We start from the raw sequence: 23,368 nt of genomic DNA, 5'->3' as shown, positions 1-23,368 counted from the left end.
AACTCAGTGTGAGCTCTCCGGGGTGCGCGCCGCCCGGGGGCCCGGCACCGTGGGTCCTTCCCCCGGCCTCTCGGCGGGCCCGAGCACGGTCTGGGCGTACTGTCCGGCGGTCAGCGGGCGCGAGAACAGGTACCCCTGGCCGTAGTGAATACCCAGCTCCAGCAACTGGTCCCGCTGATCGGGGGTCTCGATGCCCTCGGCCAGGATCTCCAGGTCCAGGGTGGCCGCCATCGCGCTGACCGCGGCCACCAGCTGCACCTGACCGCTGTCCAGCGAGGTCACCACCGAGCGGTCGAGCTTGAGCATGTGCACCGGGAAGCGGTGCAGGTAGTCCAGCGAGGTGTAGCCGGTGCCGTAGTCGTCCAGGTAGACCAGCACCCCGGCGGCGTCGAGCACCGCCAGCGTGTGCTGGGCCGGGGTCTCCGCCGAGAGCTGGTCGTGCTCGGTGATCTCCAGGCGCAGCGCGCTGGTGGGCAGGCCGAGCGCCGACAGGGCGGCCAGCACCCGGTCGGCCAGGCGCGGGTCCTCCAGGCTGTCGCGGGTCAGGTTCACGCTGATCGGCAGGATCGGCAGCCCCTGATCGCGCCAGCGGGCCAGCTGGGTGAGCACGTCGTGCAGCACCGCGGCGTCGAGTTCGGCGTCCAGGTTGTTGCTGTTCACCAGCCCCAGGAAGGCGTCCGGAGCCAGCAGCCCGTGGTCGGGGTGCTGCCAGCGCACCAGCGCCTCACCACCGACCATCTCCCCCGTGCGCAGGTCCACCAGCGGCTGGTACTTGATCTCCAGCCGTCCCACATCGGGGTTGTCGTTGCCCAGCAGCTGGCGGATCTGGCTGCTCAGGGTGAAGCACCGGGCCACCTCGATCCGCATCTGCGGATGGAACACCATGGCCCGGGAACCACCGGCGGCCTTGGCCGCGTACATCGCCACGTCGGCGTGGGTGAGCAGCTCGGCCAGGGGCATGTCCTCGCTCGCCTCGGCGATACCGACGCTGGCTCCGGTGCGCAGCACCAGACCCTCGACCACCACCGGGTCCTGCAGCGAGTTCAGGAACCGCTCGGCCACCCCGGCCGCCTCGGAGGCCGGCGCCAGCACCACGAACTCGTCCCCGCCCAGCCGGGCGGCCAGACCCGAGCTGCCGGTGGCCCGCACCAGCCGGTCGCGCAGCTGCAGCAGCAGCGCATCCCCTACGTCGTGCCCGTGGGTGTCGTTGACCTGCTTGAACTCGTCGATGTCGATCAGCAGCAGGCTCAGGTCGCGGCCGGCCGGCGTCTCCTCGAACGCCCGGGCCAGCCCGCGCCGGTTGGCCAGATCGGTCAGCGGATCGTGCTCGGCCAGGTACTCGCTGGAGCGCAGCGCATCACTGCCGCGCAGCAGGCACAGTCCCGCGATCACCGCCCCGGCCCCCGGCACCATCCACGGCGGCAGATTCTCCGCCCCGCTGGCGTCCGCCACCCAGGCCACGCCCGAGGGCACCAGCACGAGCGGCAGCAGACCCAGAAGAGCCGTCGAAGGACGTCGGCGGCGGGCGAACGTACCTGAGCCGAACGCGTCCACCATCGACGGGTGGAGCGCGGCCGCCCCGAACATGAGCATGAACACGACCGCCAGGATCTGGCTGGTCTCCCCGGGCAGGGCCACCCGCCGCCCCTGCACGGCCGAGCTCAGGTCGTAGACGATCGCGACGAACGCGGCCGCCAGCACCAGCAGACTGGCCGGGCCCATCACCCGGCGCGACACCGCGAACCGCACCAGCATGCTCATCAGCGCGACGTCGACGCTGGCCACCACCACCGTGGTCCAGTTCGTGCTCCCGATCGTCTCCGCCGCCACGATCTGCACGCCCACCAGCAGGCCCACCGTGGCGATCAGGACCCCGTCCAGCCACGCCGTCGACGACCGCCCGGTCTGCTTCTCCCCGGTCACCACCGCGTGCACGGTGACCGCGGCGGCAATGGCCTGACCGAACCACACCAGCGCCACCGCCGGTGTCTCGATGCGTCCCTGCGCGTAGACCAGGACCGCGCTCACCGTCCAGGCCGCGATCATCAGGGCCAGGAAGGGCCAGGCCAGGGCCTTCGGACGGTGCCAGGCCACCCCGAGCAGGATCGCGCCGACCGACAGCACCCCCGCGGTCACGGTCGCCACCGAACGCAGCTGCGGCTGCAGGGCCAGCACGACGGCGGTGGCCAGGGTGAGGGCCAGGAGCAGCCACGCCGCGCCCGTGCGGGATGCAACGGGGCCCGAGGTCACCCTTCTGAGTCGGCCGCCGCAGCGGCCTTCTTGAGCCGTGGCACTCGTCCACAATGGGCGGATGGTCACGCTGCCGGAAGAACTGCTGAAGACCGCTGCCAACGCTGACGAGAAGTTCCGGGCCTGGGCCCTGGACCTGCCGTCGGTGGTGGCCGGCTACGCGGCCCGGTGGGACCTGCGGCTGGGCGAGCCCTACCAGCCGGGTGGGGCGAACTCGTGGGTCGCGCCGGCCAGTGACCAGAACGACCGGGCGCTGGTGCTGAAGGTCAGCTGGCGGCACTACGAAGCAGAGGACGAGGCCGCGGCCCTGGGTGCCTGGGCGGGCCGTGGGGCGGTGCGCGTGTTTGCACACGACACCTCGGCCACCACCACCGCGCTCCTGCTCGAACGCTGCGACCCGGGCACCCCGCTACGGGAACTGCCCGAGCCCGAGCAGGACGAGGTGCTGACCGGGGTGCTGCGGCAGCTGTGGCAGATGCCCACCGGCGAGCACGAGTTCCGGCCTTTGAGCCAGATGTGCCAGGCCTGGACCGCCGGCAGCGAGGCCAAGTTCGCCCGGACGCCGGGCCTGCTCGACGCCGGACTGGTCCGGGACGGTCTGGCCCTTTTCCGCCAGTTGCCCGCCGAACCCGTCGAATCCGTCTTGCTGTGCACCGACCTGCACGCCGGCAACGTGCTGGCCGCGCAACGCCGGCCGTGGCTGGTGATCGACCCCAAGCCGTACCGGGGCGACCCCTGCTACGACGTGCTGCAGCACCTGCTCAACTGCGAACGGCTGTTCACCGACCCCCGCGAACTGGTCCGCCGGGTGGCCGGGTTGGCCGGGCTCGACGCCGACCGGGTACAGACCTGGTTGTTCGCCCGCTGCGTGCACGAAGCAGCCGAACAACCGGCCCTGCGCCCGGTCGCCGCCGAACTGGCGCCCTAGCCCTCCAGCGGGGGCAACTCACCGCTCTTGACCACCTGGCTGTACCACTGGCCGGAGTCCTTCACCGTGCGCACCTGCGTGTCGTAGTCGACGTGCACCAGCCCGAAACGCTTGCCGTAGCCGTAGGACCACTCGAAGTTGTCCATCAGCGACCAGGCGAAGTAGCCGCGCACGTTCGCCCCCGCGTCCAGGGCCCGGCCCACCGCCTCGAGGTGGGAGTGCAGGTACGCCGTGCGGCGCTCGTCGTGCACCGCACCGTCCGCGCTGACCACGTCGTCGATCGCCGCCCCGTTCTCGGTGATGTACAGCGGCAGGCCGGGCCGGCGCTGGTGGATCTCCAGCAGCAGGTCGGTCAGGCCCTGCGGGTCGACCAGCCAGCCCATCTCGGTGTACTCGCCCTCCGGCCGCACCCGCATCACGCCGTCGACCAGGGTGGGCTGGAACGGGTCGCGGTCCGGGTCGTTCCCGGCCCGCACGGTGGCGGTGGAGTAGTAGTTCAGGCCGAGCGCGTCGAGCGGGGCGCTGATGATCTCCAGGTCGCCGTCCTGCACGAACGACCAGTCGGTGAACGCGGCCGTGGCCTCGAACAGGCCCTCGGGGTAGGCGCCGTCGAGCTGCGGGCCGAGCAGGATCTCGTTGTTGACCAGGTCGAGCTTGTGCTTCACGGCGACGTCTTCGGGCGCGTCGGTGTACGCCTTGTTCACCTGGAGGTTGTGCGAGATGGCGACCTTCGCCTGGCTGCCGGCCTTCTCGCGGATCGCGGCCGCGCCCAGGCCGTGGGCCAGGTTGAGGGTGTGCACCGAGGCCAGGGCCTGGGCCGGGTCCTTGATGCCGGGGGCGTGCTCACCCGAGAGGTAGCCGAGGTAGGCCGCGCACCAGGTCTCGTTCAGGGTGATCCAGAGGTCGATCCGGTCGCCCAGGGCCTCGGCCACCAGCCCGGAGTACTCGGCGAAACGGTAGGCGGTGTCGCGGTTCGGCCAGCCCCCGGCGTCCTGCAGCGGCTGCGGCAGGTCCCAGTGGTAGAGCGTGAGCGCCGGGGCGATCCCGGCGTCGAGCAGCTGGTCGGTCAGGCGCTTGTAGAAGTCCAGACCGGCCTGGTTGGCCGGGCCCGAGCCGGTCGGCTGGATGCGGGGCCAGGCCACCGAGAACCGGTAGGCGTTCAGCCCCAGGCCGGCCATCAGCTTCACGTCGTCGGCGAGGCGGTTGTAGTGGTCGATCGCGACGTCGCCGTTCTCACCGTTCACCACGGCGCCGGGCACGCGGGAGAACGTGTCCCAGATGGACGGCCCGCGGCCGTCCGCGTCGACCGCCCCCTCGATCTGGTACGACGAAGTCGCGGCACCCCAGAGGAAGTCGGCGGGAAAGTTCCGGGTCATGAGTTCTCCTGAACAGCATCGGTCGGGGTAGCTGGTGTCGCTGGTGCAGCAGTCGGGTCGGTCGCGGGGTTGCCGCTCGGCCGGATCGGCGCGGCCGGCCGGACGCCCACCGCGCGAAGGTCGTTGGCCGAACGCAGCACTCGGGCGCTGGTCAGCTCGGCCGGGTCGAGCTCGGCCGTGGTGCTGACGAAGAAGCTGACCTGGGCGCCGGCGGGCAGGCTGACCACGCCGTCGTCCACCGTGGCGTCGGGCGCCAGGCGGTCGGGGTGCACCGTGACGTCGGCGGCGAAGCTGCGGGCCCGCACGTCGAGCCGGTAGCCCCCCTCGGTCTTCTCCACCGTTGCCTCCAGCGGAGCCGGGTCCAGCTGCAGGGCAACGTCTTCGGCGAAGGTGTGCACGGCCCTCAGCCCGTCGGACTCGGCCACCAGCACCTCGGCGGACGCGTCCTTGGCCGTGCTCAGGTCGGCCTCCAGCGGCACGACCTGGACCGACCGGGCGGGCACCTCGAGCGCCGGGGAGGACTCGGCGTAGCGCTCACCGGCGAAGGTCTCGCGGCGCACCTCAGCGGTGGCACCCCAGATCTCGTCGGTGTCGTTGACCGCGACCAGGCTGAGCACACCGTCTCGCGGGGCCAGGTACAGGGCCCGCGGAGCCGAGGCGCGGCGCAGGGCGAACCAGACCGGCTTGGGACGCTCGGCGTGGTCGACCAGGGCCCAGGAGACCACCGGCCAGCAGTCGTTCAGCTGCCAGACGATCCAGCCCGCGGTACGGGGCCACCAGGAGCGGTAGTGCTGCACGGCGTGGCGCACGGCCCGGGCCTGGTTGAGCTGGGCCGCCCAGTGCCAGTCCTCGAAGTCGCGGGGCACACCGGTGTGCGGCTCCATGCCGCGGTCGAGCTTGCCGGTGCCGTCGTCGGCCTTCTGGTGGATCAGGAAGACCGGGTCGGCGCAGGGCTCCTCGAGCGCGGTCAGCGGACCGCCGTCGGCCGCGTGCACGTGATCGGTCAGCGTGCGCCAGGCCGGCGGGCCCTGGAAGCCGAACTCCGAGCAGAACCGCGGGATCTCGTTGCTGTAGGCGCTCCAGTCGATCCGGTTCCACACGTCCCACTGGTGGTGGGTGCCGCGGTCGGCGTCGTTGGGGTGCGCCTGCTCGGGCGTGCGCCGGGGCGTGAACGGGCTGTTGGCCGAGTAGGGACGAGTGGGGTCGAGTTCGGCGACGATGTCGGCAAACAGCTTCTCGGCGTACTCCTGACCCCAGGTGAGCTCGCCCAGCCGCTCCTTCCAGCCCCAGTCCTCGTGGCCCCAGAGGTTCTCGTTGCCGCCGTTCCACAGCACCAGCGAGGGGTGCGTCATCAACCGCACCACGTTCTCGCGGGCCTCGGCCTCGAACTCGGAGCGCAGCGGCTCCTCCTCGGCGTAGGCGGCGCAGGCCAGCAGGAAGTCCTGCCAGACCAGAAGGCCGCGCTCGTCGGCCAGTTCGTAGAAGTCGTCGGACTCGTAGATGCCGCCGCCCCAGACCCGCAACAGGTTCAGGTTCGCCCCGAGCGCCTGGTCGAACCGGCGCCCGAGCCGCTCGCGGGTGATCCGGGTGAGGAAGTGGTCGTCGGGGATCCAGTTCGCCCCCCGCACCTCGATCGGCCGGCCGTTGACCACGATCGTGAACTTGCTGCCGTGCTCGTCGTCGCCGGTGTCGATCTCGACGGTGCGGAAACCGATCCGGCGACTCCACCCGTCCAGAAGCTGTTCTTCGTGGCGCAGTTCCACGCTCAGCTCGGCCAGCGGCTGCTCGCCGTGCCCGACCGGCCACCACAGCGGGGCGTCGGGCACGCGCAGGGTGAGCACCGCGCCGTCCTCGTCGGCCGGAATGATCGCCGTGCCTTCGACTCCCAGAACCGAGGCGCGAATCTGCACGGGAGTGGCGGACTCTCGGCCGGAGCGCTCGATGTTTACATGTACGGCAGCGGTTCCGGCGCCGTCGGCAGCCACCCCGACCAGAGGACGTACCTGGGCCAGCCGGGCGGTGGTCCAGCGCTCGATCCGCACCGGCTTCCACAGCCCGACGGTACGCAGGTCGGGACCCCAGTCCCAGCCGAACGAACAGGCCATCTTGCGAACGAAGTTGAACGGGCGCGGCGAGTAGGCGCCGGGCCGGTCGCCGAGCCGGTCGCGCAGGGCCTCGGCCCAGGTGGTGGCCGAGGTGAGGTCCACCGTCAACGGCAGCTCGGAGCCGGCGAGAAGGTCGGTGACGTCGAACCGGTAACCGCGGTGCATGTTCGCGGTCTCGCCCAGCAGCGTCTCGCCCAGCCGGATCGCGGCGACCGTGTCCACGCCCTCGAACACCAGGTCCACCCGCTCACCCGGCGCCGCCGGGGCGGCCTGGGCCGGGGTGATCGTGGTGGCGTAACGCCAGTCGGTGCGGTGGAACCACTCCAGAGCGCTCTCGTTGGCGTCGTCGTACGGGTCGTCGATGGCGCCGACGGCCAGCAGATCCGTATGGACGCTTCCGGGCACCGTTGCAGCGAAGGTTCCCTGGGCGGTCACCGGCACCGAGCCGGCCGTCGCGGTGACCGTCCAGCCGGCGGTCACACTCTCGTGCTTCACAAAGCCCTCCCAGGCGTGATGGTTTGGTTCTCGCGCACGACCAGCACTCCCCCGGCGGGCACGGTCGCAGTCGGGCCGACCTTCTCGTCGGTCAGCAGGTCCACCCCGGCGGCCTCGACGTCTACCGCGTCGTCCCGGTGGTTGATCAGGAACAGGTACGACGCCTCCGGGCCGATGCGGCGCACGGCCTCCAGACCCGGCGGCGCCACAACGGTGCGCGGCAGCCCGGTCTCGTCGATCAGCCGGTCGACGATCGTCTCGATGCTGCTCTCCGGCAGGGCGGCCGACACGTACCAGGCCGCTCCGGAGCCCACCGCTCTCCGGGTCACGGCCGGGCCACCCGCCAGCGAACTCGTGGTGTAACTGAGCACCGTCTCGGCCCCGTCCAGAAACACCCGCTCCGTCCAGTCCCGAACGAGACCACCGTCGTCCAAAAGCACGTGTTCGTCGCTCTGGAGGGGGTAGAACTCGTCGGTCCAGGCGCCCAGGACGTCGCGGAAGGCGCCCGGGTAGCCACCGGTACGCACCCGCCCGGTCGGTTCACAGATGCCCGAGAGGTAGGTGACCAGCAGCGTGCCGCCCCGCGCGGGCACCGCCGAAAGGTGTTCGGCCACCTCGTCCTCGACCAGCATCAGCGTGGGCGCCAGCACCAGGTCGTACCCGTCCAGCTCGGCGTGCGGCGGAACCAGGTCGAGCAGCACCTGACGCTGCCACAGCGCCTTGTGCCAGGCCCGCAGCTCCCGCCCGTAACGCAGCCCCCGGTGCGGCTTCAGGCCGTGCTGCAGGTACCAGCCCGACTCGTCGTCCACCACCATCGCCGCCCGGGCCGGCTCCACCGGCGAGCCGGCCACCTCGCCCAGCGCCCTCAGGTGCCCACCGAGCTCGACCACCTCCCGCCAGATACGCGAACGCTTCCCGCTGTGCGGCAGCATCGCCGAGTGGAACTGCTCGGCCCCGGCGGTGGAGGCCCGCCACTGGAAGAACATCGCCCCGTCCGAACCCCGCGCCACGTGGGCCAGGGCGTTACGGGCGATCTCCCCCGGATCCTTGGCCCGGTTGCGCTGCTGCCAGCTCGGCCCGCCGGTGGAGTGCTCCATCAGCAGCCAGGGCCGGCGCCCGGCCGACATCCCGCGCATCCGGTCGCCCGCGCAGGCCAGCTCGATCGCCCGGTCCGGGTCGTCGACCAGGGTGTAGTGGTCGTTGGCGACGATGTCGGTGTGCGGGGCCCAGCGGGCGTAGTCGACGATCTGGGCGCCCGGCCCGACCATCAGGTTCGTGGTGACCGGACGGTCCGAGAACTGCTGCACCACCTGACGTTCGGCCTGGTAGTGCTTCAGCAGGGCATCGGAGGAGTAGCGCTCGTAGTCGAGGAACAGGCCCGGGTTGGGTGCGCCGTGCTTGCCGCGCGGGGGCAGAATTTCAGCCCACTCGCCGAACCGGTGACCCCAGAAGGCGCTTCCCCACGCCTGGTTCACCGCCTCGACGGTGCCGTACCGCTCGGCCAGCCACTCCCGGAAGGCCTGGGCCGAGACGTCGCAGTAGCAGCGGGCATTGCCGCCACCCAGCTCGTTACCCACATGCCACAGCCGCACCGCCGGGTGCCGGCCGTAGCGCTGGGCCAGCTGCTCGGCGATGCGCAGGGCGTAGAAGCGGAACACCGGTGAGCTCGGGCACCAGGCGTTGCGCCCGCCGGGTGGCTCCTGGTAGAGGTCGGCCAGGCGCGGCAGGATCTCCGGGTGGGCGGTGTGCAGCCAGCTCGGCGGTGACGCGGTCGGGGTGGCCAGGTTGATCCCGATGCCGTTCTCGTGCAGCAGCCCGACGATCTCGTCGAGCCAGCCGAAGTCGAACACACCGTCGGCCGTCTCGATCAGCCCCCAGGAGAACACCCCGAGCGTGACCAGGTTGACCCCGGCCTCGCGCATGAGCTCCACGTCCTCGAGCCAGGTCTGGCGCGTCCACTGCTCGGGGTTGTAGTCACCCCCGTAGACCAGCCCTTCGGCCAGATTCATGCGGCCGCCTCCTGGGTGCCGGTGGGCACCCATTCGCCCAGATGGTGGTCGTAGCCCACCGAGTCGTCGATCGAGTCGCGGTCGGGGGCGGTGGAGCGCACCACCCCGCCCACCCGGTTGGGGTCGGGGGCGGACAGGGCGAGCAGCTTGGTGTAGTCGTGGTGCGGGTCGAGGATGACCGCGTCGGACGGACCGCGTTCCACCACCCGGCCGTGGTGCAGCACCAGGATCTCGTCGGAGAAGTGCCGGGCGGTGGCCAGGTCGTGGGTGATGTACAGCACGGCGAGCTGGCTTTCACGCTGCAGCCGGCCCAGCAGGTTCAGCACGCCCAGCCGGATCGAGACGTCCAGCATGGAAACCGGTTCGTCGGCGATCAGCACCTGCGCCCCCGGAGCCAGGGCCCGGGCGATGGCCACCCGCTGGCGCTGACCGCCGGACAGCTCGTGCGGCCGGCGCTCGGCCATGTCCTCGGCCGGGGTGAGGTTGACCCGCTCGAGCATGGCCAGAACCTCGTTGTGCGTGGCCGCAGCGCCTTTCGTGCGGCGGTGCAGGCGCAACGGGCGGGCGATGTGATGGGCGACCGAGTGGAACGGGTTCAGCGAGGCGAACGGGTCCTGGAAGACCATCTGCACCTCGCGGCGGTAGGCCGAACCCTCGACCAGGTTCCCGTCGTCGGTACGCACCTCGATCCGGCCCGACGTCGGGCTCTCCAGCTTGTTGAGAAGCTTGGCGATGGTCGACTTCCCGGAGCCGGACTCGCCCACCAGGGCCACCGTGCGCCCCGGCGTCAGGTCGAAACTCACGTTGTTGACCGCCCGCAGCCGGCGCCGGCGCAGACCGTCGCGGATCAGGTAGTCCTTGGTCAGGTCGGTGACGTGCACGCTGCTCACGCGGCGCCCTCCTCGGTGCGGCCCATCCGGACGAAGTCGCTGCGCTCACCGGTCAGGCTCGGGAAGGAGCCGAGGAGCTTGCGCGTGTAGGGGTGCTGCGCGCCCTTGTGCACCTGCTCGGCGGTGTCCAGCTCGACGATCTCACCGCGGTACATCACCGCGATCCGGTCGGCGATCTCCAGCAGCAGCGGCAGGTCGTGGGTGATGAAGACGACGGCGAAGTCGAGTTCGTCGCGCAGCCGGACGATCTCGCGCAGGATCTCGCGCTGCACCACCACGTCCAGGGCGGTGGTCGGCTCATCCATGATCATGATCTGCGGCTGCAGCAGCATGGCCATCGCGATCATCACCCGCTGCCGCATACCGCCGGACAGCTCGTGCGGGTAGGAGCGCAGCCGCACCGGGTCGACCCCGACCCGGGTGAGCACCTCGGCCGAGCGCTCGCGGCGCCGGGCCTTCGACATCTTGGAATCGTGCGCCTTCAGCGTGTCGTCGAGCTGGTAGCCGATCGTGCGCACCGGGTTCAGCGAGTTCATCGCCCCCTGGAACACCATCGACAACTGCGACCAGCGGAACTGGCGCAGCTCCTCGTTCTGCAGGGCCAGCAGGTCGATGTCGCCGCCGTCGCGGTCGTGGAAGACCACCGAGCCCCCGGCGATCCGGGCCGGCGGCTGGTGCAGCCGGTTGATCGCGTAGGCCAGGGTGGTCTTGCCGCAGCCGGACTCGCCGGCCAGGCCGAGGATCTCGCCCCGGCCCAGCTGCAGCGAGGCGGAACGGACCGCGGTGACCGGCTGCTCGGTCTCGTAGACGACGGTCAGGTCGGTGACGGTGAGAACCGGACGCCGGTCGGTCGCCTTCGCGGCCGCCTGGTCGGCAGTGATCGTCATCAGGCTTCCTTCCTGAGCCGGGCGGCCGCCTTGCGGGCCCGCTTCCGGGCGGTGCGGGCGTTCTTCAGCCGGGGGTCGATGATCTCGTCGATCGAGAAGTTGATCAGCGACAGGCCCATCCCGAACAGGGCGATGATCAGGCCCGGCGGCACGAACCACCACCAGGCGCCGACCGGCAGCGCGAAACCGTTCTGGGCGTAGAACAACATGGTGCCCAGGGTGGAGGAGTTCGAGGCGCCCAGGCCGAGGAACGACAGGCCGGCCTCGCCCAGGATGGCGGCGATCACCGCGTAGACGAACTGCGAGGCCAGCACCGGCAGCAGGTTCGGCAGGATCTCCACCCCGATCACCCGCCAGGGCCGCTCCCCCGACAGCTGCGCGGCCGCCACGTAGTCGCGGTTGCGCACCGAGAGCGTCTGCGCCCGCAGCACCCGGGCCGAGGCGGCCCAGCTGGTCAGGGCCAGCACCAGGGCGATGGTCCACAGGCCCCGGCTCTCCGGCGGCACGAACCCGGAGATCACGATCACCAGCGGCAGGCCGGGGATGACCAGGAACACGTTGGACAGCAGGGAGAACGCCTCGTCGGCGAACCCGCCCAGATAGGCGCCGTAGATGCCGAAGAACGCCGACAGCACGGTGGCCAGGACCCCGACCAGCAGCCCGATCTGCAGCGAGCCGCGGGTGGCGTAGGCCAGCTGGGCCAGCACGTCCTGACCGGTCTGGGTGGTGCCCAGGAGGAAGTCGCCGGACGGGCCGGACAGGCCGATGTTGTTGATCGCGTCCGGGTCACCGACCAGGAACGGGCCGAACAACCCGAAAAGGCTGATCGCGGCGACCAGTCCGAGGCCCACCGCCAGCCAGGGGGTCATCGTCGGCAGCAGGGCCCGCCAGCCGCGACGGCGGGGCTGGGCGGCCGGGACGGCGGCCGGGGTGGGCGGCGGCGAGGCCAGCGGCCCGCCCGGGCCGGTGGCCGCGGCCGGCGCGGCGGGAGTCTCCTGGACGATCAGGGCCGCATCGGTGGTGGAACCCCCGGTGGGCCGGGCCTGCTCGGCCGGCGCCGGGGGCTGGACTCCTGCGGAGGCCGGGGTCTCGGAGTGCGAGGTACTCATCCGGTACTCCTCTCAGGCGTTCGCGCGGGTGCGCGGATCGATCAGGCCGTAGAGCAGGTCGACGACCAGGTTGGCGCCGAGCACGGCCAGGGTGATGTACAGGAAGATGCCCTGCATCAGGGCGTAGTCGTTGTTCTGCACCGCCGAGAGCAGTTTCGAGCCGATGCCCGGGTAGGAGAACACCTGCTCGGTGACCACCGAGCCGGAGACCACGAAGCCCAGCGAGATGGCGAAACCGGCGATCGAGGGCAGGACCGCGTTGCGGGCGGCGTAGTTGCGCAGGATCGTGCGCTCCGGCAGGCCCTTGGCCCGGGCGGTCAGCACGTAGTCCTCGGACAGCGTGGAGACCATCATGTTGCGCATCCCCAGCAGCCAGCCGCCGACCGAGGCCAGCACGATGGTCAGCGCCGGAACGAAGCCGTAGCGGATCGCCGACTCGATGAACGGGGCGTTGAAGCCGGGGTTGAGCACCACGTCGTAGCCGCCCTGGGAGGGGAACCAGCCCAGCACCCGGGCCAGGAAGTAGACCAGCACCAGGGCCAGCCAGAAGTACGGCACCGCGGCCAGGATGGTGGTGGCCGGAACGGCCGAGTCCAGCCAGGTCCCGGGCTTCCAGCCGACGATCGCGCCCAGCCCCACGCCGAGCACGGCCGCGATCACGGTGGCGATGCCGACCAGGGCGATGGTCCACGGCATCGAGGTGGAGATGACCTCGGTGACCGGCGCCGGGAAGTAGGTCACCGACGCCCCCAGGTCACCGTGCACCAGGTTGACCAGGTAGTCCCAGTACTGCACCAGCAGCGGGTCCTTGTTGTCGCCGCCGAGCAGGGCCACGAACGCGGCCCGCGACTCGGGGGTGACGGTGCCGCCCCGGGCCTGCAGCTTGTTCAGCAGGATGTCGACCGGGTTGCCGGGCAGCAGACGCGGGATCGCGAAGTTCAGGGTGATCGCGGCCCAGACTGCCACCGCGTAGAAGAGCAGCTTGCGCAGGACGTAGTTCATCTCGGAGGAACCGCCTTCCGGTGGACGAGGGGGGTCGCCCGGGCCCGGTGCTCAGGTCAGCACCGGGCCCGGGCCGCGAAAGGCGTTCTCAGGAGACCGGCTTGAGGTTCTTCAGGATGATGGTGAAGTCGTTGCGCGACCACACCGCCGGCACCGCGTACAGGTTGTCCTGGGTGGGCCAGCCGGTGAACTTCTTGACGTTCCACTCACTGGTGGTGCCACCGGTCAGGATCGGGATGTAGGGCATGTCCTCGACGATCGCCTTCTGGATCACGTCCAGGTGCGGCTGCCGGGCGGCCGTGTCGTCCAGGGCCAGACCGCGCAGGGCCTTGATCGCCTTGTCCACGTCCGGGTTCGAGAACCGGGAGACGTTGTTGCCCGCCATCTTCCCGACCTTGGCCGTGCCGGCCGAGTCGAAGAAGTTGTTGTACACGTAGTACGGGTCGGGCGCCGAGCCCTGGTAGAGCGAGTCGATGGCCAGCTGGAACTTGCCCTGGGCCTTCTTCTCGGTCCACTCGTTCCAGGACGACTGGGCCACCTTCAGGTCGATCCCGGCCGGCTTGAGCTGCTGGGCCATGGTCTGCACCGCGGTGATGTAGTCGGTCCAGCCGGTGACCACCTCGACCGTGACCGAGAGCTTGTCGCCACCCTTGGCGTAGATGCCGTCGCTGCCCTTGGCCCAGCCCGCACCCTCGAGCTCGGCGGAGGCGGCCGCCAGGTCCGGGGTGTTGGCGGTGACCGGCTCGGACACCGAGGAGGAGATCATCTCCTTCTGGTTGGTGGGCAGGGCGAAGGTCGGCGAGATCTCGCTGGCCGTGCCCTGGAACGCCAGCGCGTTCAGCTGCTCGCGGTCGAGGGCGCGGTAGATCGCCCGGCGCACGGCCGGGTCGGTCTGCGGCCCGGTGCACCCCAGCTCCTCGTTGGAGCAGGTGAGCAGCGCCATCTGGCTCTGGTTGACGGTGACCGCGTCGTAGCCGGGGTAGGTCTCGGGCACGTTCTGGATGTTCGGCACCGGGCCGGTCTGCCAGTCGATCGTGCCGGCCGAGATGCCGTCGGCGCCGGCCTGGTTGCCCGACAGCGACAGGAACCGGACGGTCTTGATCGCCGGGACCTCGCCCCAGTAGTCCTCGTTGGCGACGTAGGTGAACGCCTGGGCCTTGAACTCACCGAGCTTGTAGGGCCCGGTGCCGACCGGCTTCTCGTTGACGAAGGTCTCCGGGTCCACGTCGGCCCACAGGTGCTCGGGCACCATGTAGGTGTTGCCGAGGATGTCCGGGCCGAGGGTGAAGGCCGGCTCGGCGAAGGTGAACTTCACGGTGCCGTCGTCGACCGCCTCGGCCTCACCGTCGTAGCCGATGTTGTTGTACGCGGTGGTCTTCTTCAGCAGGTCGAAGGTGAAGGCGACGTCCTTGGCCGTGAACGGCTTGCCGTCGGTCCACTTCACGTCGGTGCGGAGCTTGACGGTGAGCTCGGTGCCCTCGTCGTTCCACTCGTACTCGGTGCCCAGCAACGGTTCCGGATCACCGGAACCGGCCTTGTTGATGAAGAACAGCTGTTCGTAGACCGCCCCACCGCCGCCGATCTGCGAAGGCGAGAAGGGGTTGAAGTTGATCTGGTAGTCACCGGCCTGACCGGTGTAGGCGACCAGGGTAGTGGTTCCCCCGCCGCCCGATCCCTCGCTGCTGCCACTGCTGCCGGAGCAGCCCGCCACCAGCATCCCCAGGGCGACCATTCCGGCCGACACCTGCAGCACCCGGGCCCGCTTCGACTGAGAGCGAGCCCTTTTCGCCGTAAGGAACATCCTTGGTCCTTCCCGTTGACCGCCTGCCTGACCGGCGGCTCGTCTCCCGCAACTTTGCGGTGGCGCAATTCTTACGTTGCTAAATTTAGTGTGTCAATATAGTCCTGGGACATCGCGACGGTGCTTGTTCACAGGCCTGGCCGTGCTCCCTGACCTGCGCCTTTGAACTCACTGACTGCGAGGGAGCGCTTTGGCGACACCGACACTCGCCCTCGTCCTCGACCTGATCCGGACCGCCGGCCCGATCAGCCGGGTGGAGCTGGCGGCCCACACCGGGCTCACCCCCGCGACCATCACCAACACCGTGCGCGACCTGCTGGCCGGGGGTCTCGTACGGGAGACCGGGCGCCGGCCGGTGGCGGTCGGCTCCCCCCGTCGGCTGCTGGATCTGGACCCGGACGCCTGGTACGCCGTGGGCGTCCAGCTGTCCCGTTCCGCCATCACCACGGTGGTCACCGACTTCACCGGCCGCCGTCTGGTCAGCGCCCAGTCGCCCGGGGTCGGCGACGGAACGCCCCAGGCCACCCTGACCACGCTGGCCGCGCACGTGGAGCACCTCCTGGCCTCGGCCGCCGTGCCCCGCGAGCGGGTGCTCGGCCTGGGCCTGGTCAGTCACGGGCCTCAGGACCGGGAACGCGGAATGATCCTCACCGCGCAACCGACCCCGGCCTGGCAACGTTTCCCCCTCACCTCCACCCTGGCCGAACTGCTGGCCCTGCCCGTGCTTCTGGAGAACGACGCCACTGCGGCGGCGGTCAGTGAGCAGTGGACAGGAGCGCTGGACGTGGACACGTTCGGCGTGGTCTGGGTGGGTGGGGGTATCGGCGGCGGCGTAGTGGTCGGCGGGGAGACCTTCGGCGGGCCGATCGCCAATCCCGTGGAGATCGGTCACGTGCCCCTCGACCCCGCCTCGACCGTGTGCGCCTGCGGAAATCGGGGCTGCGTGGAGGTCACCGCCGGGCCCGGCGCGGTGGTGGCCCAGGCCATGACCGAGCCGCTGGAGCGCGGGCGGCTGCGCCTCTCCGGCCGCCCTGAGGACACGCTGAACGACTTCGAGCGGCTGGCGGTGGCGGCCGACCGGGGCGACCGCTGGGCGAAAAGTCTGCTCGTAAGCTCGGCGGAGCGTCTGGCCGACGCGGTGGTGACCCTGATGAACCTGTTCGACCTGGACACCGTGGTGCTGTCCGGGCCGGCCATGGTGACCGCCGGGCCGCTCTACGCCGAAGCCGCCACCCGGGCCGCCGGGCGCGGGGCCCTGGCCCGATTACTGCGCCCGGTGCGGGTCCTGGTGTCTCCGGACGCCGGTACCGCCGCAGCCGTGGGCGGGGCGCTGGTCGTGCTGCGTTCCCCGTTGGCCCATGCGGAACCGGTCACCGCGGCCGGCACCAAGGTCGCACCCCTGACCGCCACCTGAACCCTGCCGCACCACCAGCCGAACCGCGGCATCGCCAGGCGAACCCGCGCGGCACCGCCAACCAAACCCGCAGCACCGCCAATCAAACCCGAGGCACCGCGAGCCGAACCCGCAGCACCACCAACCAATCCCGAAGCACCGCGAGCCCAACCCGCGGCACCGCCAACTAAACCCGCGGCGTCGCTGGCCGAACCCGCGGCACCGCTAGCTGAACCCCCGCTGCGCGCCGGCCCACCGAGCCGGCCGCACCCGACATCCCGTCAAGGAGCACCGTGGCTCTCTCACCCACCCGGCCCGCCGTCGAGACCGAGTTCGCCCCGGCGTCCGTGATCCGGCGCGACGGAGTCGCCGTCGTGGTGCGGCACCCCGCCGACGCACCGCCGATCGTGCAGCACTGGGGCGCCGACCTAGGTCCGCTCGACCCCGACGACCTGCTTGCCCTGACCGATGCCGACGAGCGCCAGACCCGGCCGGGCACCCTGGACGCCGCCTGGCGTCCAGGGGTGCTGCCGACCGAACCGGACGGCTGGCCGGGCCGCCCCGGTCTGCTGCTGGTGCGGGCCGGGGTGCCCCTGGTCCCCCGCTGGCAGGCGGTCGACGTCACCGTCACCGACCACGCAATGGTCTCGGAAGTGGCCGACGCCGAGGCCGGGCTGGTCCTGACCACCCGGCTGCACCTGGAACCCGGCGGCCTGCTGGGCGTGAAGCACACGCTCACGGCCGAGCACGAAACGGTCGAGGTGCACTGGCTGGAAGCCGTTCTCCCGGTACCCACCCGGGCCGACGACGTCACCACCTTCTCGGGCCGCTGGACCCGCGAGAAGGCGCCGCAGACCTCACCTCTGGGCCGCGGCTCCCTGGCCCGCCAGACCCGCCGCGGGCGGCCGGGCCACGACCAGCCCTGGCTGCTGGCGCTGTCCGAGGGCACCGCGAAGGCCCGCACGGGCGAGGTCTGGGCCGTTCACCTGGCCTGGAGCGCCGACGTCACCTACCGCACCGACCGCCTGCCGGACAATCCCACCCTGCTGGGAACCGGGGAACTGCTGCGCCCGGGCGAGATCGTGCTAGGGGCGGGCGAGTCCTACTCCTCCCCGACCGCCTGGTTCGCCTGGTCCCCGGCCGGTCTGGACGGGGTGAGCGCAAAGTTCCACACCTACCTACGTTCCCGTCCCCACCATCCCGGCACCCCTCGTCCTCTGGTTCTGAACACTTGGGAGGCGGTCTACTTCAACCACGACCCGGCCACGGTGGAGCGCCTGGCCGAGCGGGCGGCCGCCATCGGGGTGGAGCGGTTCGTCCTCGACGACGGCTGGTTCCTGGCCCGGCGGGACGACACCCGGGGTCTGGGCGACTGGGAGGTGGACCGCAGCGTCTGGCCGGAGGGCCTGCAGCCGCTGGCCGAGCGGGTGCGCGCGCTGGGGATGCAGTTCGGCCTGTGGTTCGAGCCCGAAATGGTCAGCCTGGACTCCGATCTGGCCCGCGCCCACCCGGACTGGCTGCTGCACGACGCGGCCCAGGTGCCCTCTCCGGCCGACCTCTCCTGGCGCACCCAGTTCGTGCTCGACCTGGCCCGTCCCGGGGCGTACGAGCACGTGCTGAACCAGATGAGCACCCTCGTGGCGGATCTCGGCCTGGCCTTCATCAAGTGGGACCACAACCGTGACCTGGTCGACGCCCGGCACGAGGGCCGGCCGGGGGTCCACGCCCAGACCCTGGGCGCCCTGCGGCTGATGGCCGAGCTCAAGGCCCGCCATCCCGGGCTGGAGATCGAGTCCTGTTCCTCCGGCGGGGCCCGCAGCGACCTGGGCGTGCTCGAGGTGGCCGACCGGGTCTGGGCCAGCGACTCCAACGACGCCCTGGAACGGCAGGACATCCAGCGCTGGACCGAACTGCTGCTGCCGCCCGAGCTGATCGGCGCCCACGTGGGCCCGCCGACCGCGCACAGCTCGGGGCGCACCCTGGACCTGTCCTACCGTCTAGCCACGAGCCTGACCGGGTCGTCCGGATTCGAGTGGGACATCCTGCAGTGCGACGATCAGGAGACCGAGCAGTTGCGCCGGTTCGGCGAGCTCTACCGGGAACTGCGGGGCCTGCTGCATTCCGGCACGGTGGTGCACGGCGACGTGCGTGATCCGGCGTTGCGGGTGCGGGGCGTGGTGGCGAACGATCTGAGCGCCGGGGTGTGGACGGTGGCCACGGTGGCCTCGCTGGAAGACGCACGGCCCGAACCGGTCCGCCTGCAGGGTCTGGCTCCCGAGCGCCGTTACCGGGTGCGGGTGCGCGAGGAGGTGGGGCAGGCTCGCTGGGGCTGGATCACGCCGGGCTGGCTCTCCAAGGGCGAAGTTGTGCTGCCCGGAAAGGTTCTCGAGACGGTCGGGCTGCAGCTGCCCGCGCTCTGGCCGCAGCAGGCGCTGGTGCTGCACGCCACCGCGGTCTAACTGGTGGGTGAACTGGGCGAACTCAGCGCACCGAGGTGAGCGGGGGGCCGGTGGAGGCGCGGGCGACGACCTGGGCGCCGGGCGAGGTCTGCACCACCGGCTCTTCCCCCCGCACGGCCCGCAGCAGCACCCCGGCGGTGATCACGCCCAGCTCGTGCACGTCCCGGCTGACCACTGACAGGGGCGGGTGGCAGATCCGGCTGTTCGCCGAGTCGTCCCAGGCCAGGATCGAAAGGTCTTGTGGCACAGCCAGACCCTGCTCCTGGGCGGCGGCCAGGCCGGCCACCGCCATCAGGTCGTTGTCGTACACCAGGGCGGTGGGCCGGGGGTCGAGGGCGAGCAGCTCGACGGTCAGGCCGCTGCCGGAGGCCGCGCCGTAGTCGCCCTCGCGCCGCACCCCCTCTCCCCCGGCTGCGGTGACGGTTTCGGTGAACGCGCCGGCCCGGGCCTGGGTGTGGCGGTAACGGTCGGGCCCGGAGACCCAGCCGATGTGCTGATGGCCCAGCCGGGTGAGGTATTCCACGGCCGAGCGCATCGCTGCGGCGTTGTCGTAGTCGACCACCCACGCCCCCGAGCCGGCCTCACCGCCGATGTGCACGGCGGGCAGCCCGAGCTCGGCGCACACCGCCGGCCGCGGGTCGCCCTCCACCAGGTCGGAGACCACCACCACGTCGACCAGGCCCTCGGCCACCCAGCGCCGGTAGGCCAGGATCTCGGCCTCCAGGTCGGGCACGATCTGCAGGAACACGGTGCCGCCGAAGCGGTCCAGCTCCTCCTCCAGCCCGGCCAGCAGACTGGCGTAGAAGGGCTCCAGGCCACCACCGTCGTCCATCGACAGGAGAGCCATCCCGACCCGTGGGCCTCCGCGGGGCGCCACCGCTGCAGTCATACCGTCCGGCATCCCGCCAATATGGCACGCGCCGGAAACCGGTGCGTCGGTGGACCGGCCGCGTGCCATGCTTGCCTGCGTGCACGGAGCGGATGCGGGACCTGAGACGCAGAAACGAGCGCGCCGGGCCCTGCGCACGCCGACCCGGCGGCTGGTGCTCGACCTGATCCGGACCCGGGCCCCGATCAGCCGGGTCCAGCTCGCCGAGATCACCGGTCTCACTCCGGCCTCGATCACCCACGCGGTGCGTTCGCTGCTCGACGAGGGGCTGGTGCAGGAGAGCGGCCTGCGCGAGCAGACCGGCGGCAAACCCCGGGTGATGCTGACCATCTCGGCCCGGGCCCGGTGCACGGTGGGGGTCCAGCTGGGCGCCGACTGGATCGTGGTGGTCCTCACCGACGCCCGCGGAGCGGTGATCGGGCGGATCCGGGTGCGCGGCGCCCGGCAGGACGAGCCGGCCGAGGTGATCGGGGTGGTCGCCGTGCACGTCGGCACCCTGCTGCGGGCCACCGCGATCGGCCCCGACCAGCTGATCGGGGCCGGCCTGGCGGTGCCGGGAACGATAGATCCGGAACTGGGGACGATCCGGGTGTCGCCGTCCCTGCCCCGCTGGAGCGGTTTTCCGGTGCGCACGGCGTTGTCCGAGGCGTTGGGTGTGCCGGTGGTGATGGACACCGACGCCACTGCGGCCGCCGTGGGCGAGTACTGGAGCGGGCGCCTGGCCGGGGCCGACGCGCACTGCACCCTCTACATGGGGGCCGGCATCGGGGCCGGGTTCGTCCTGGCCGGGGTGGTGCACCGCGGCGCCGGTGGCAATCCCGGCCCGCTGGGGCGACTGCACCTGCACCGCACCGGAAGGGAGCCCGGTCCGGCCCTGGAAGACCTGGCCGCACCGCATGCGGTGGCCCGGCGGGCCCGGCGGGCCCTGGATGACGGACGGGTGTCGGCCATCGCGCTGACCGAGGACGAGGATCCCTTCCGGGACTTCGGGACGATCGCCTCGGCCGCCGTGCACGACGACCCCCTGGCGCTGGAACTGGTCGAGGAGTCGGCGCACTACCTCGCCGATGCCGTGGTCACGGTGGCCGACCTGCTCGACATCGACTCCCTGGCACTGGCCGGGCCGTCGTTCAGCACGGCCGGTGCTCTCTACGTGGCGGTGCTCGAGCAACGGCTGCAGCCCGGGCGCGACCGGGTGAACGTCACCCTGGCCGCGCACGTGGCCGATGCGGCCGCGGTCGGCGCGGCCGCCCTGGTCTTCCACGAAGACCCGGTGAGCGCTCCCCCGTCGGTGCCCACCGACGTCCGTAATGTGCCGTCGGTCTACCAGGTACCTACGTCCTGATCCCCGCAAGAGCCTGCGCGATGATCTGCGCCGCCTCGGGGAAGCGCTCCGGATCGGGACCGCAGTAGTTGAGTCGTACGTAGGCGCCGGACGGCTCGGCGGGAAACCACTCGTCCCCCGAAGCGATGACCACTCCCCGCACCTCGCACGCCCGCACCAGCTCGTTCGGATCAGTCCCGTCGGGCAGACGCAGCCACAGGGACAGTCCGCCCAGCGGCACCTGCTCGAGGTGGGCGTCCGGAATGTGTTTATGGACGACCGCGGCCAGCTGGTCACGCCGGTGCCGCAGTTGTTGGCGCATCTGCCGTAAATGAGTACGCCAGGAAGGCTGAGTCACCACGTCCAGGGCCGCGTTCTGCAGAAGCCCACTGACGTACATGGTTTCGGTTCCCCGGTCGGCCGTGATCCGACCGTAGGCAGGACCCCGGGCTATGAGCGCGGCCACCCGTAACGCCGGGGAGACGCTTTTGGTCAGCGAGCGCAGGTAGATGACGTGTCCCGCGTCGTCCTGGGCGGCCAACGGGCTGGGGTCGGCGTCGATGGCCAGGTCATGGGCCCAGTCGTCCTCGATCAGGAAGGCGTTGTAGGTATGCATCAGCTCCAGCACCGTGCGGCGCAGTTCGCCGGACCACTGCCCGCCGGTGGGATTGGCGAACGTGGGCTGTGCATAGAAAGCCTTGGCACCCGTGCGTTGTAGCGCCTCCTCGATCTCCGCCGGGTCCGGACCGTGGGGACCGACGGCAACCGGTACCAACTGCACGCCGGTCTGGGCGGCAGCGACGATTGCCCCCCAGTAGGTCGGGGACTCGATCAGCATCGGCTCCCCCGTCCCCACCACCGCCCGGAAGATGGAGCTCAGGCCGCTCTGACTGCCGGGCAGGATCAGGACGTCACGCGCGCGGGGCGGCTGTACCCCGGGCGGGGTGTGCTGGGCCACCTCTCCCGCGAACCAGGCCTGAAGGGCGGGTTCTCCGTGCGCGTGCGAACGGGTGACCGCAGCCTCCGACCGGGCAGCACGGGTGATCGCCGCGCGCACCTGCCGTTCGGGGAGCAGTTCACGGTCGGGGTAGCCGGAATGCAGGATGATCGCGTCCGGGGCTGCCGCCCGCTGCGTCGACGACGTCAGCGGCAGACGGCGTTGCAGAGCACCAAGAGTGGACGTTTGCCAGCTGTAGTCGGCGGGTGGGTGTTCGCGTGCCATCCTCACGAACGTGCCTACCCCCGGGCGGCTCTCGATCAGCCCGGCCGAGGTCAGCGCGCGCATGGCCTTCTGCACCGTCAGGGGGCTGGCCGCATGCTGGGCACACAGGGCCCGGCTGGAGGGCACCCGGGTCCCCGGGGGCACGGTGGCGATCCATGCGCGCAGGTCGGCGACGATGCGCTCGCTGCTATCCTGACTCATGTCAGCAGACAGTAGCGTTATCGCTTCCCCGGCCCCGGTGCTATTGCCGGTGAGCGGCCTGCGGTGGGGGTTCGCCGGGGTGGTCGCGTTCTCCTTCACGGTGATCTTCACCCGGATAGCCGTGCGCGGGCTGCCGCCGCTGTTCATCGGGGCGGGCCGGGCCGTGGTCGCCGCCGTCCTGGCCGCCCTGGTCCTGTCCATCGCTACGCGTTACCAGCCCCGTTCCCAGTCTCGTTCCCGGCCACGTGGTCGGCAGTGGGCGCAGCTGGCGGTGGTCGCCGCCGGGGTGGTCCTGGGCTTCCCGGTACTCACCTCGTACGCGCTCAGCGAGGTCCCGGCCGGGCACGGAGCGGTGGTGATCGCGATCCTGCCGGCCGCCACCGCCGTGGCCGTGGTGGTGCGGACGGGTGAGCGGCCGGCCCGCTCGTTCTGGGTCTTCGCCCTGGTCGGGGCGGTCGCGGCGATCGGATTCGCCGCGCTGGGTTCCGGCGGGCTGGGCGAGCTGCACGGGGCCGACCTGCTGCTGTTCGGGGCGGTGGTGGCCGGAGCAGTCGGTTACGCCGAGGGCGGGCTGCTCTCGCGCCGGCTCGGCTCGTGGCAGACCATCTCGTGGGCCCTGGTGGTGGCGGCGCCGGTGATGCTCGCCCTGACCGGTCTGTCGATCGCCCAGCAGGACCCGCAGGCCCAGCAGATCACGCAGGCCACGGCCGGGCAGTGGGCGGCCTTTGGCTACCTCAGCGTGGTCAGCATGTTCCTGGGCTTCTTCGCCTGGTACCGGGGGCTCGCGATCGGGCCCATGGCGCAGGTGAGTCAGGTGCAGCTGGCGCAACCGGTGCTCACCCTGGCCTGGGCGGCCCTGCTGCTGGGCGAGACCCTGACCGCTCCGACCCTGGCCGGCGGCCTGGCCGTGGTGGGCTGTGCGGCGCTGGCCGTGCGCACCCGCCTTTCTCCCTCTTCCGGGTGACTGCGGCCGCAAGGTCTCGCCTGGTCCCGGCTCCGGCCGACAGCAGACGGGGTGCAGAAGCCGC

16 protein-coding genes are annotated in these 23,368 nt (G+C 71.2%); 5 read left to right on the top strand and 11 right to left on the bottom strand.

Annotation, left to right across the window (positions count from 1 at the left end; all coding sequences use genetic code 11):
* Positions 1–3: 3 nt before the first annotated feature.
* Positions 4–2,250 (bottom strand): putative bifunctional diguanylate cyclase/phosphodiesterase, encoded by a 2,247-nt coding sequence (locus LWF15_RS37490; RefSeq protein ID WP_232810947.1) that lies wholly within the window; start codon positions 2,248–2,250, stop codon positions 4–6.
* 61 nt (positions 2,251–2,311) lie between these two features.
* On the opposite strand from LWF15_RS37490, the gene LWF15_RS13375 reads away from it, so the two are divergent.
* Positions 2,312–3,178 (top strand): aminoglycoside phosphotransferase family protein, encoded by an 867-nt coding sequence (locus tag LWF15_RS13375; RefSeq protein ID WP_232810945.1) that lies wholly within the window; start codon positions 2,312–2,314, stop codon positions 3,176–3,178.
* Here the strand turns inward: LWF15_RS13375 and LWF15_RS13370 are convergent.
* The 8 genes from LWF15_RS13370 to LWF15_RS13335 all read right to left on the bottom strand — a co-directional run bounded on the left by LWF15_RS13370 (position 3,175) and on the right by LWF15_RS13335 (position 14,852).
* Positions 3,175–4,554 carry a GH1 family beta-glucosidase gene (locus tag LWF15_RS13370; RefSeq protein WP_232810944.1) on the bottom strand — a complete coding sequence of 460 codons (1,380 nt, stop codon included), beginning with the start codon at positions 4,552–4,554 and terminating at the stop codon, positions 3,175–3,177. The two genes, LWF15_RS13375 and LWF15_RS13370, sit on opposite strands and share 4 nt — an antisense overlap.
* Positions 4,551–7,154: a glycoside hydrolase family 2 protein gene (locus LWF15_RS13365; protein ID WP_232810942.1), complete on the bottom strand. Its 2,604-nt coding sequence runs from the start codon at positions 7,152–7,154 to the stop codon at positions 4,551–4,553. The genes LWF15_RS13370 and LWF15_RS13365 overlap by 4 nt, the downstream gene beginning before the upstream one ends.
* A complete protein-coding gene (locus LWF15_RS13360; RefSeq protein ID WP_232810940.1) occupies positions 7,151–9,163 on the bottom strand; it encodes a beta-galactosidase in 2,013 nt (670 codons plus the stop codon). Before LWF15_RS13360 ends, LWF15_RS13365 begins: the two co-directional genes overlap by 4 nt.
* Positions 9,160–10,053: an ABC transporter ATP-binding protein gene (locus LWF15_RS13355; protein ID WP_232810939.1), complete on the bottom strand. Its 894-nt coding sequence runs from the start codon at positions 10,051–10,053 to the stop codon at positions 9,160–9,162. Before LWF15_RS13355 ends, LWF15_RS13360 begins: the two co-directional genes overlap by 4 nt.
* The gene (locus LWF15_RS13350) at positions 10,050–10,940 is read right to left on the bottom strand and encodes an ABC transporter ATP-binding protein (RefSeq protein WP_232810938.1); all 891 of its coding nucleotides are present in this window, start codon (positions 10,938–10,940) and stop codon (positions 10,050–10,052) included. Before LWF15_RS13350 ends, LWF15_RS13355 begins: the two co-directional genes overlap by 4 nt.
* A complete protein-coding gene (locus LWF15_RS13345; RefSeq protein WP_232810935.1) occupies positions 10,940–12,049 on the bottom strand; it encodes an ABC transporter permease in 1,110 nt (369 codons plus the stop codon). Before LWF15_RS13345 ends, LWF15_RS13350 begins: the two co-directional genes overlap by 1 nt.
* Before the next feature lie 12 nt (positions 12,050–12,061).
* Positions 12,062–13,051 (bottom strand): ABC transporter permease, encoded by a 990-nt coding sequence (locus LWF15_RS13340; protein WP_232810934.1) that lies wholly within the window; start codon positions 13,049–13,051, stop codon positions 12,062–12,064.
* An 88-nt stretch (positions 13,052–13,139) separates the two neighbouring features.
* Positions 13,140–14,852, bottom strand: coding sequence for an ABC transporter substrate-binding protein (locus LWF15_RS13335; RefSeq protein WP_232810932.1), 1,713 nt, complete (start codon positions 14,850–14,852; stop codon positions 13,140–13,142).
* 190 nt (positions 14,853–15,042) lie between these two features.
* On the opposite strand from LWF15_RS13335, the gene LWF15_RS13330 reads away from it, so the two are divergent.
* On the top strand, positions 15,043–16,266 hold the full coding sequence (locus LWF15_RS13330; protein ID WP_232810929.1) for an ROK family transcriptional regulator: 1,224 nt from the start codon (positions 15,043–15,045) through the stop codon (positions 16,264–16,266).
* 272 nt (positions 16,267–16,538) lie between these two features.
* Entirely contained in the window at positions 16,539–18,704 is a 2,166-nt protein-coding gene (locus LWF15_RS13325) for an alpha-galactosidase (protein ID WP_232810927.1), read from the top strand.
* 22 nt (positions 18,705–18,726) lie between these two features.
* On the opposite strand, the gene LWF15_RS13320 is transcribed toward LWF15_RS13325, so the two are convergent.
* Positions 18,727–19,605, bottom strand: coding sequence for a LacI family DNA-binding transcriptional regulator (locus tag LWF15_RS13320; protein ID WP_232810926.1), 879 nt, complete (start codon positions 19,603–19,605; stop codon positions 18,727–18,729).
* Between the two features lie 67 nt (positions 19,606–19,672).
* Between LWF15_RS13320 and LWF15_RS13315 the strand changes: the two genes are divergently transcribed.
* Positions 19,673–20,938, top strand: a complete 1,266-nt coding sequence (locus LWF15_RS13315; RefSeq protein WP_232810924.1) for an ROK family transcriptional regulator — start codon at positions 19,673–19,675, stop codon at positions 20,936–20,938.
* On the opposite strand, the gene LWF15_RS13310 is transcribed toward LWF15_RS13315, so the two are convergent.
* Positions 20,928–22,340, bottom strand: coding sequence for an aminotransferase-like domain-containing protein (locus LWF15_RS13310; protein ID WP_232810922.1), 1,413 nt, complete (start codon positions 22,338–22,340; stop codon positions 20,928–20,930). The genes LWF15_RS13315 and LWF15_RS13310 overlap by 11 nt on opposite strands.
* On the opposite strand from LWF15_RS13310, the gene LWF15_RS13305 reads away from it, so the two are divergent.
* A complete protein-coding gene (locus LWF15_RS13305; protein ID WP_352396517.1) occupies positions 22,339–23,304 on the top strand; it encodes a DMT family transporter in 966 nt (321 codons plus the stop codon). The genes LWF15_RS13310 and LWF15_RS13305 overlap by 2 nt on opposite strands.
* The last annotated feature ends 64 nt before the right edge of the window (positions 23,305–23,368 follow it).

Source organism: Kineosporia rhizophila (genome assembly GCF_021277265.1).
Taxonomy (GTDB): domain Bacteria; phylum Actinomycetota; class Actinomycetes; order Actinomycetales; family Kineosporiaceae; genus Kineosporia; species Kineosporia rhizophila.
This window is presented reverse-complemented; position numbering and strand designations above follow the sequence as displayed.

Coding starts and splice junctions, on each gene's coding strand:
- LWF15_RS13375 (WP_232810945.1), top strand. CDS start 2,312: ATGGTCACGCTGCCGGAAGAACTGCTGAAGACCGCTGCCAACGCTGAC.
- LWF15_RS13370 (WP_232810944.1), bottom strand. CDS start 4,554: ATGACCCGGAACTTTCCCGCCGACTTCCTCTGGGGTGCCGCGACTTCG.
- LWF15_RS13360 (WP_232810940.1), bottom strand. CDS start 9,163: ATGAATCTGGCCGAAGGGCTGGTCTACGGGGGTGACTACAACCCCGAG.
- LWF15_RS13350 (WP_232810938.1), bottom strand. CDS start 10,940: ATGACGATCACTGCCGACCAGGCGGCCGCGAAGGCGACCGACCGGCGT.
- LWF15_RS13345 (WP_232810935.1), bottom strand. CDS start 12,049: ATGAGTACCTCGCACTCCGAGACCCCGGCCTCCGCAGGAGTCCAGCCC.
- LWF15_RS13340 (WP_232810934.1), bottom strand. CDS start 13,051: ATGAACTACGTCCTGCGCAAGCTGCTCTTCTACGCGGTGGCAGTCTGG.
- LWF15_RS13335 (WP_232810932.1), bottom strand. CDS start 14,852: ATGTTCCTTACGGCGAAAAGGGCTCGCTCTCAGTCGAAGCGGGCCCGG.
- LWF15_RS13320 (WP_232810926.1), bottom strand. CDS start 19,605: ATGCCGGACGGTATGACTGCAGCGGTGGCGCCCCGCGGAGGCCCACGG.
- LWF15_RS13305 (WP_352396517.1), top strand. CDS start 22,339: ATGTCAGCAGACAGTAGCGTTATCGCTTCCCCGGCCCCGGTGCTATTG.
- LWF15_RS13310 (WP_232810922.1), bottom strand. CDS start 22,340: ATGAGTCAGGATAGCAGCGAGCGCATCGTCGCCGACCTGCGCGCATGG.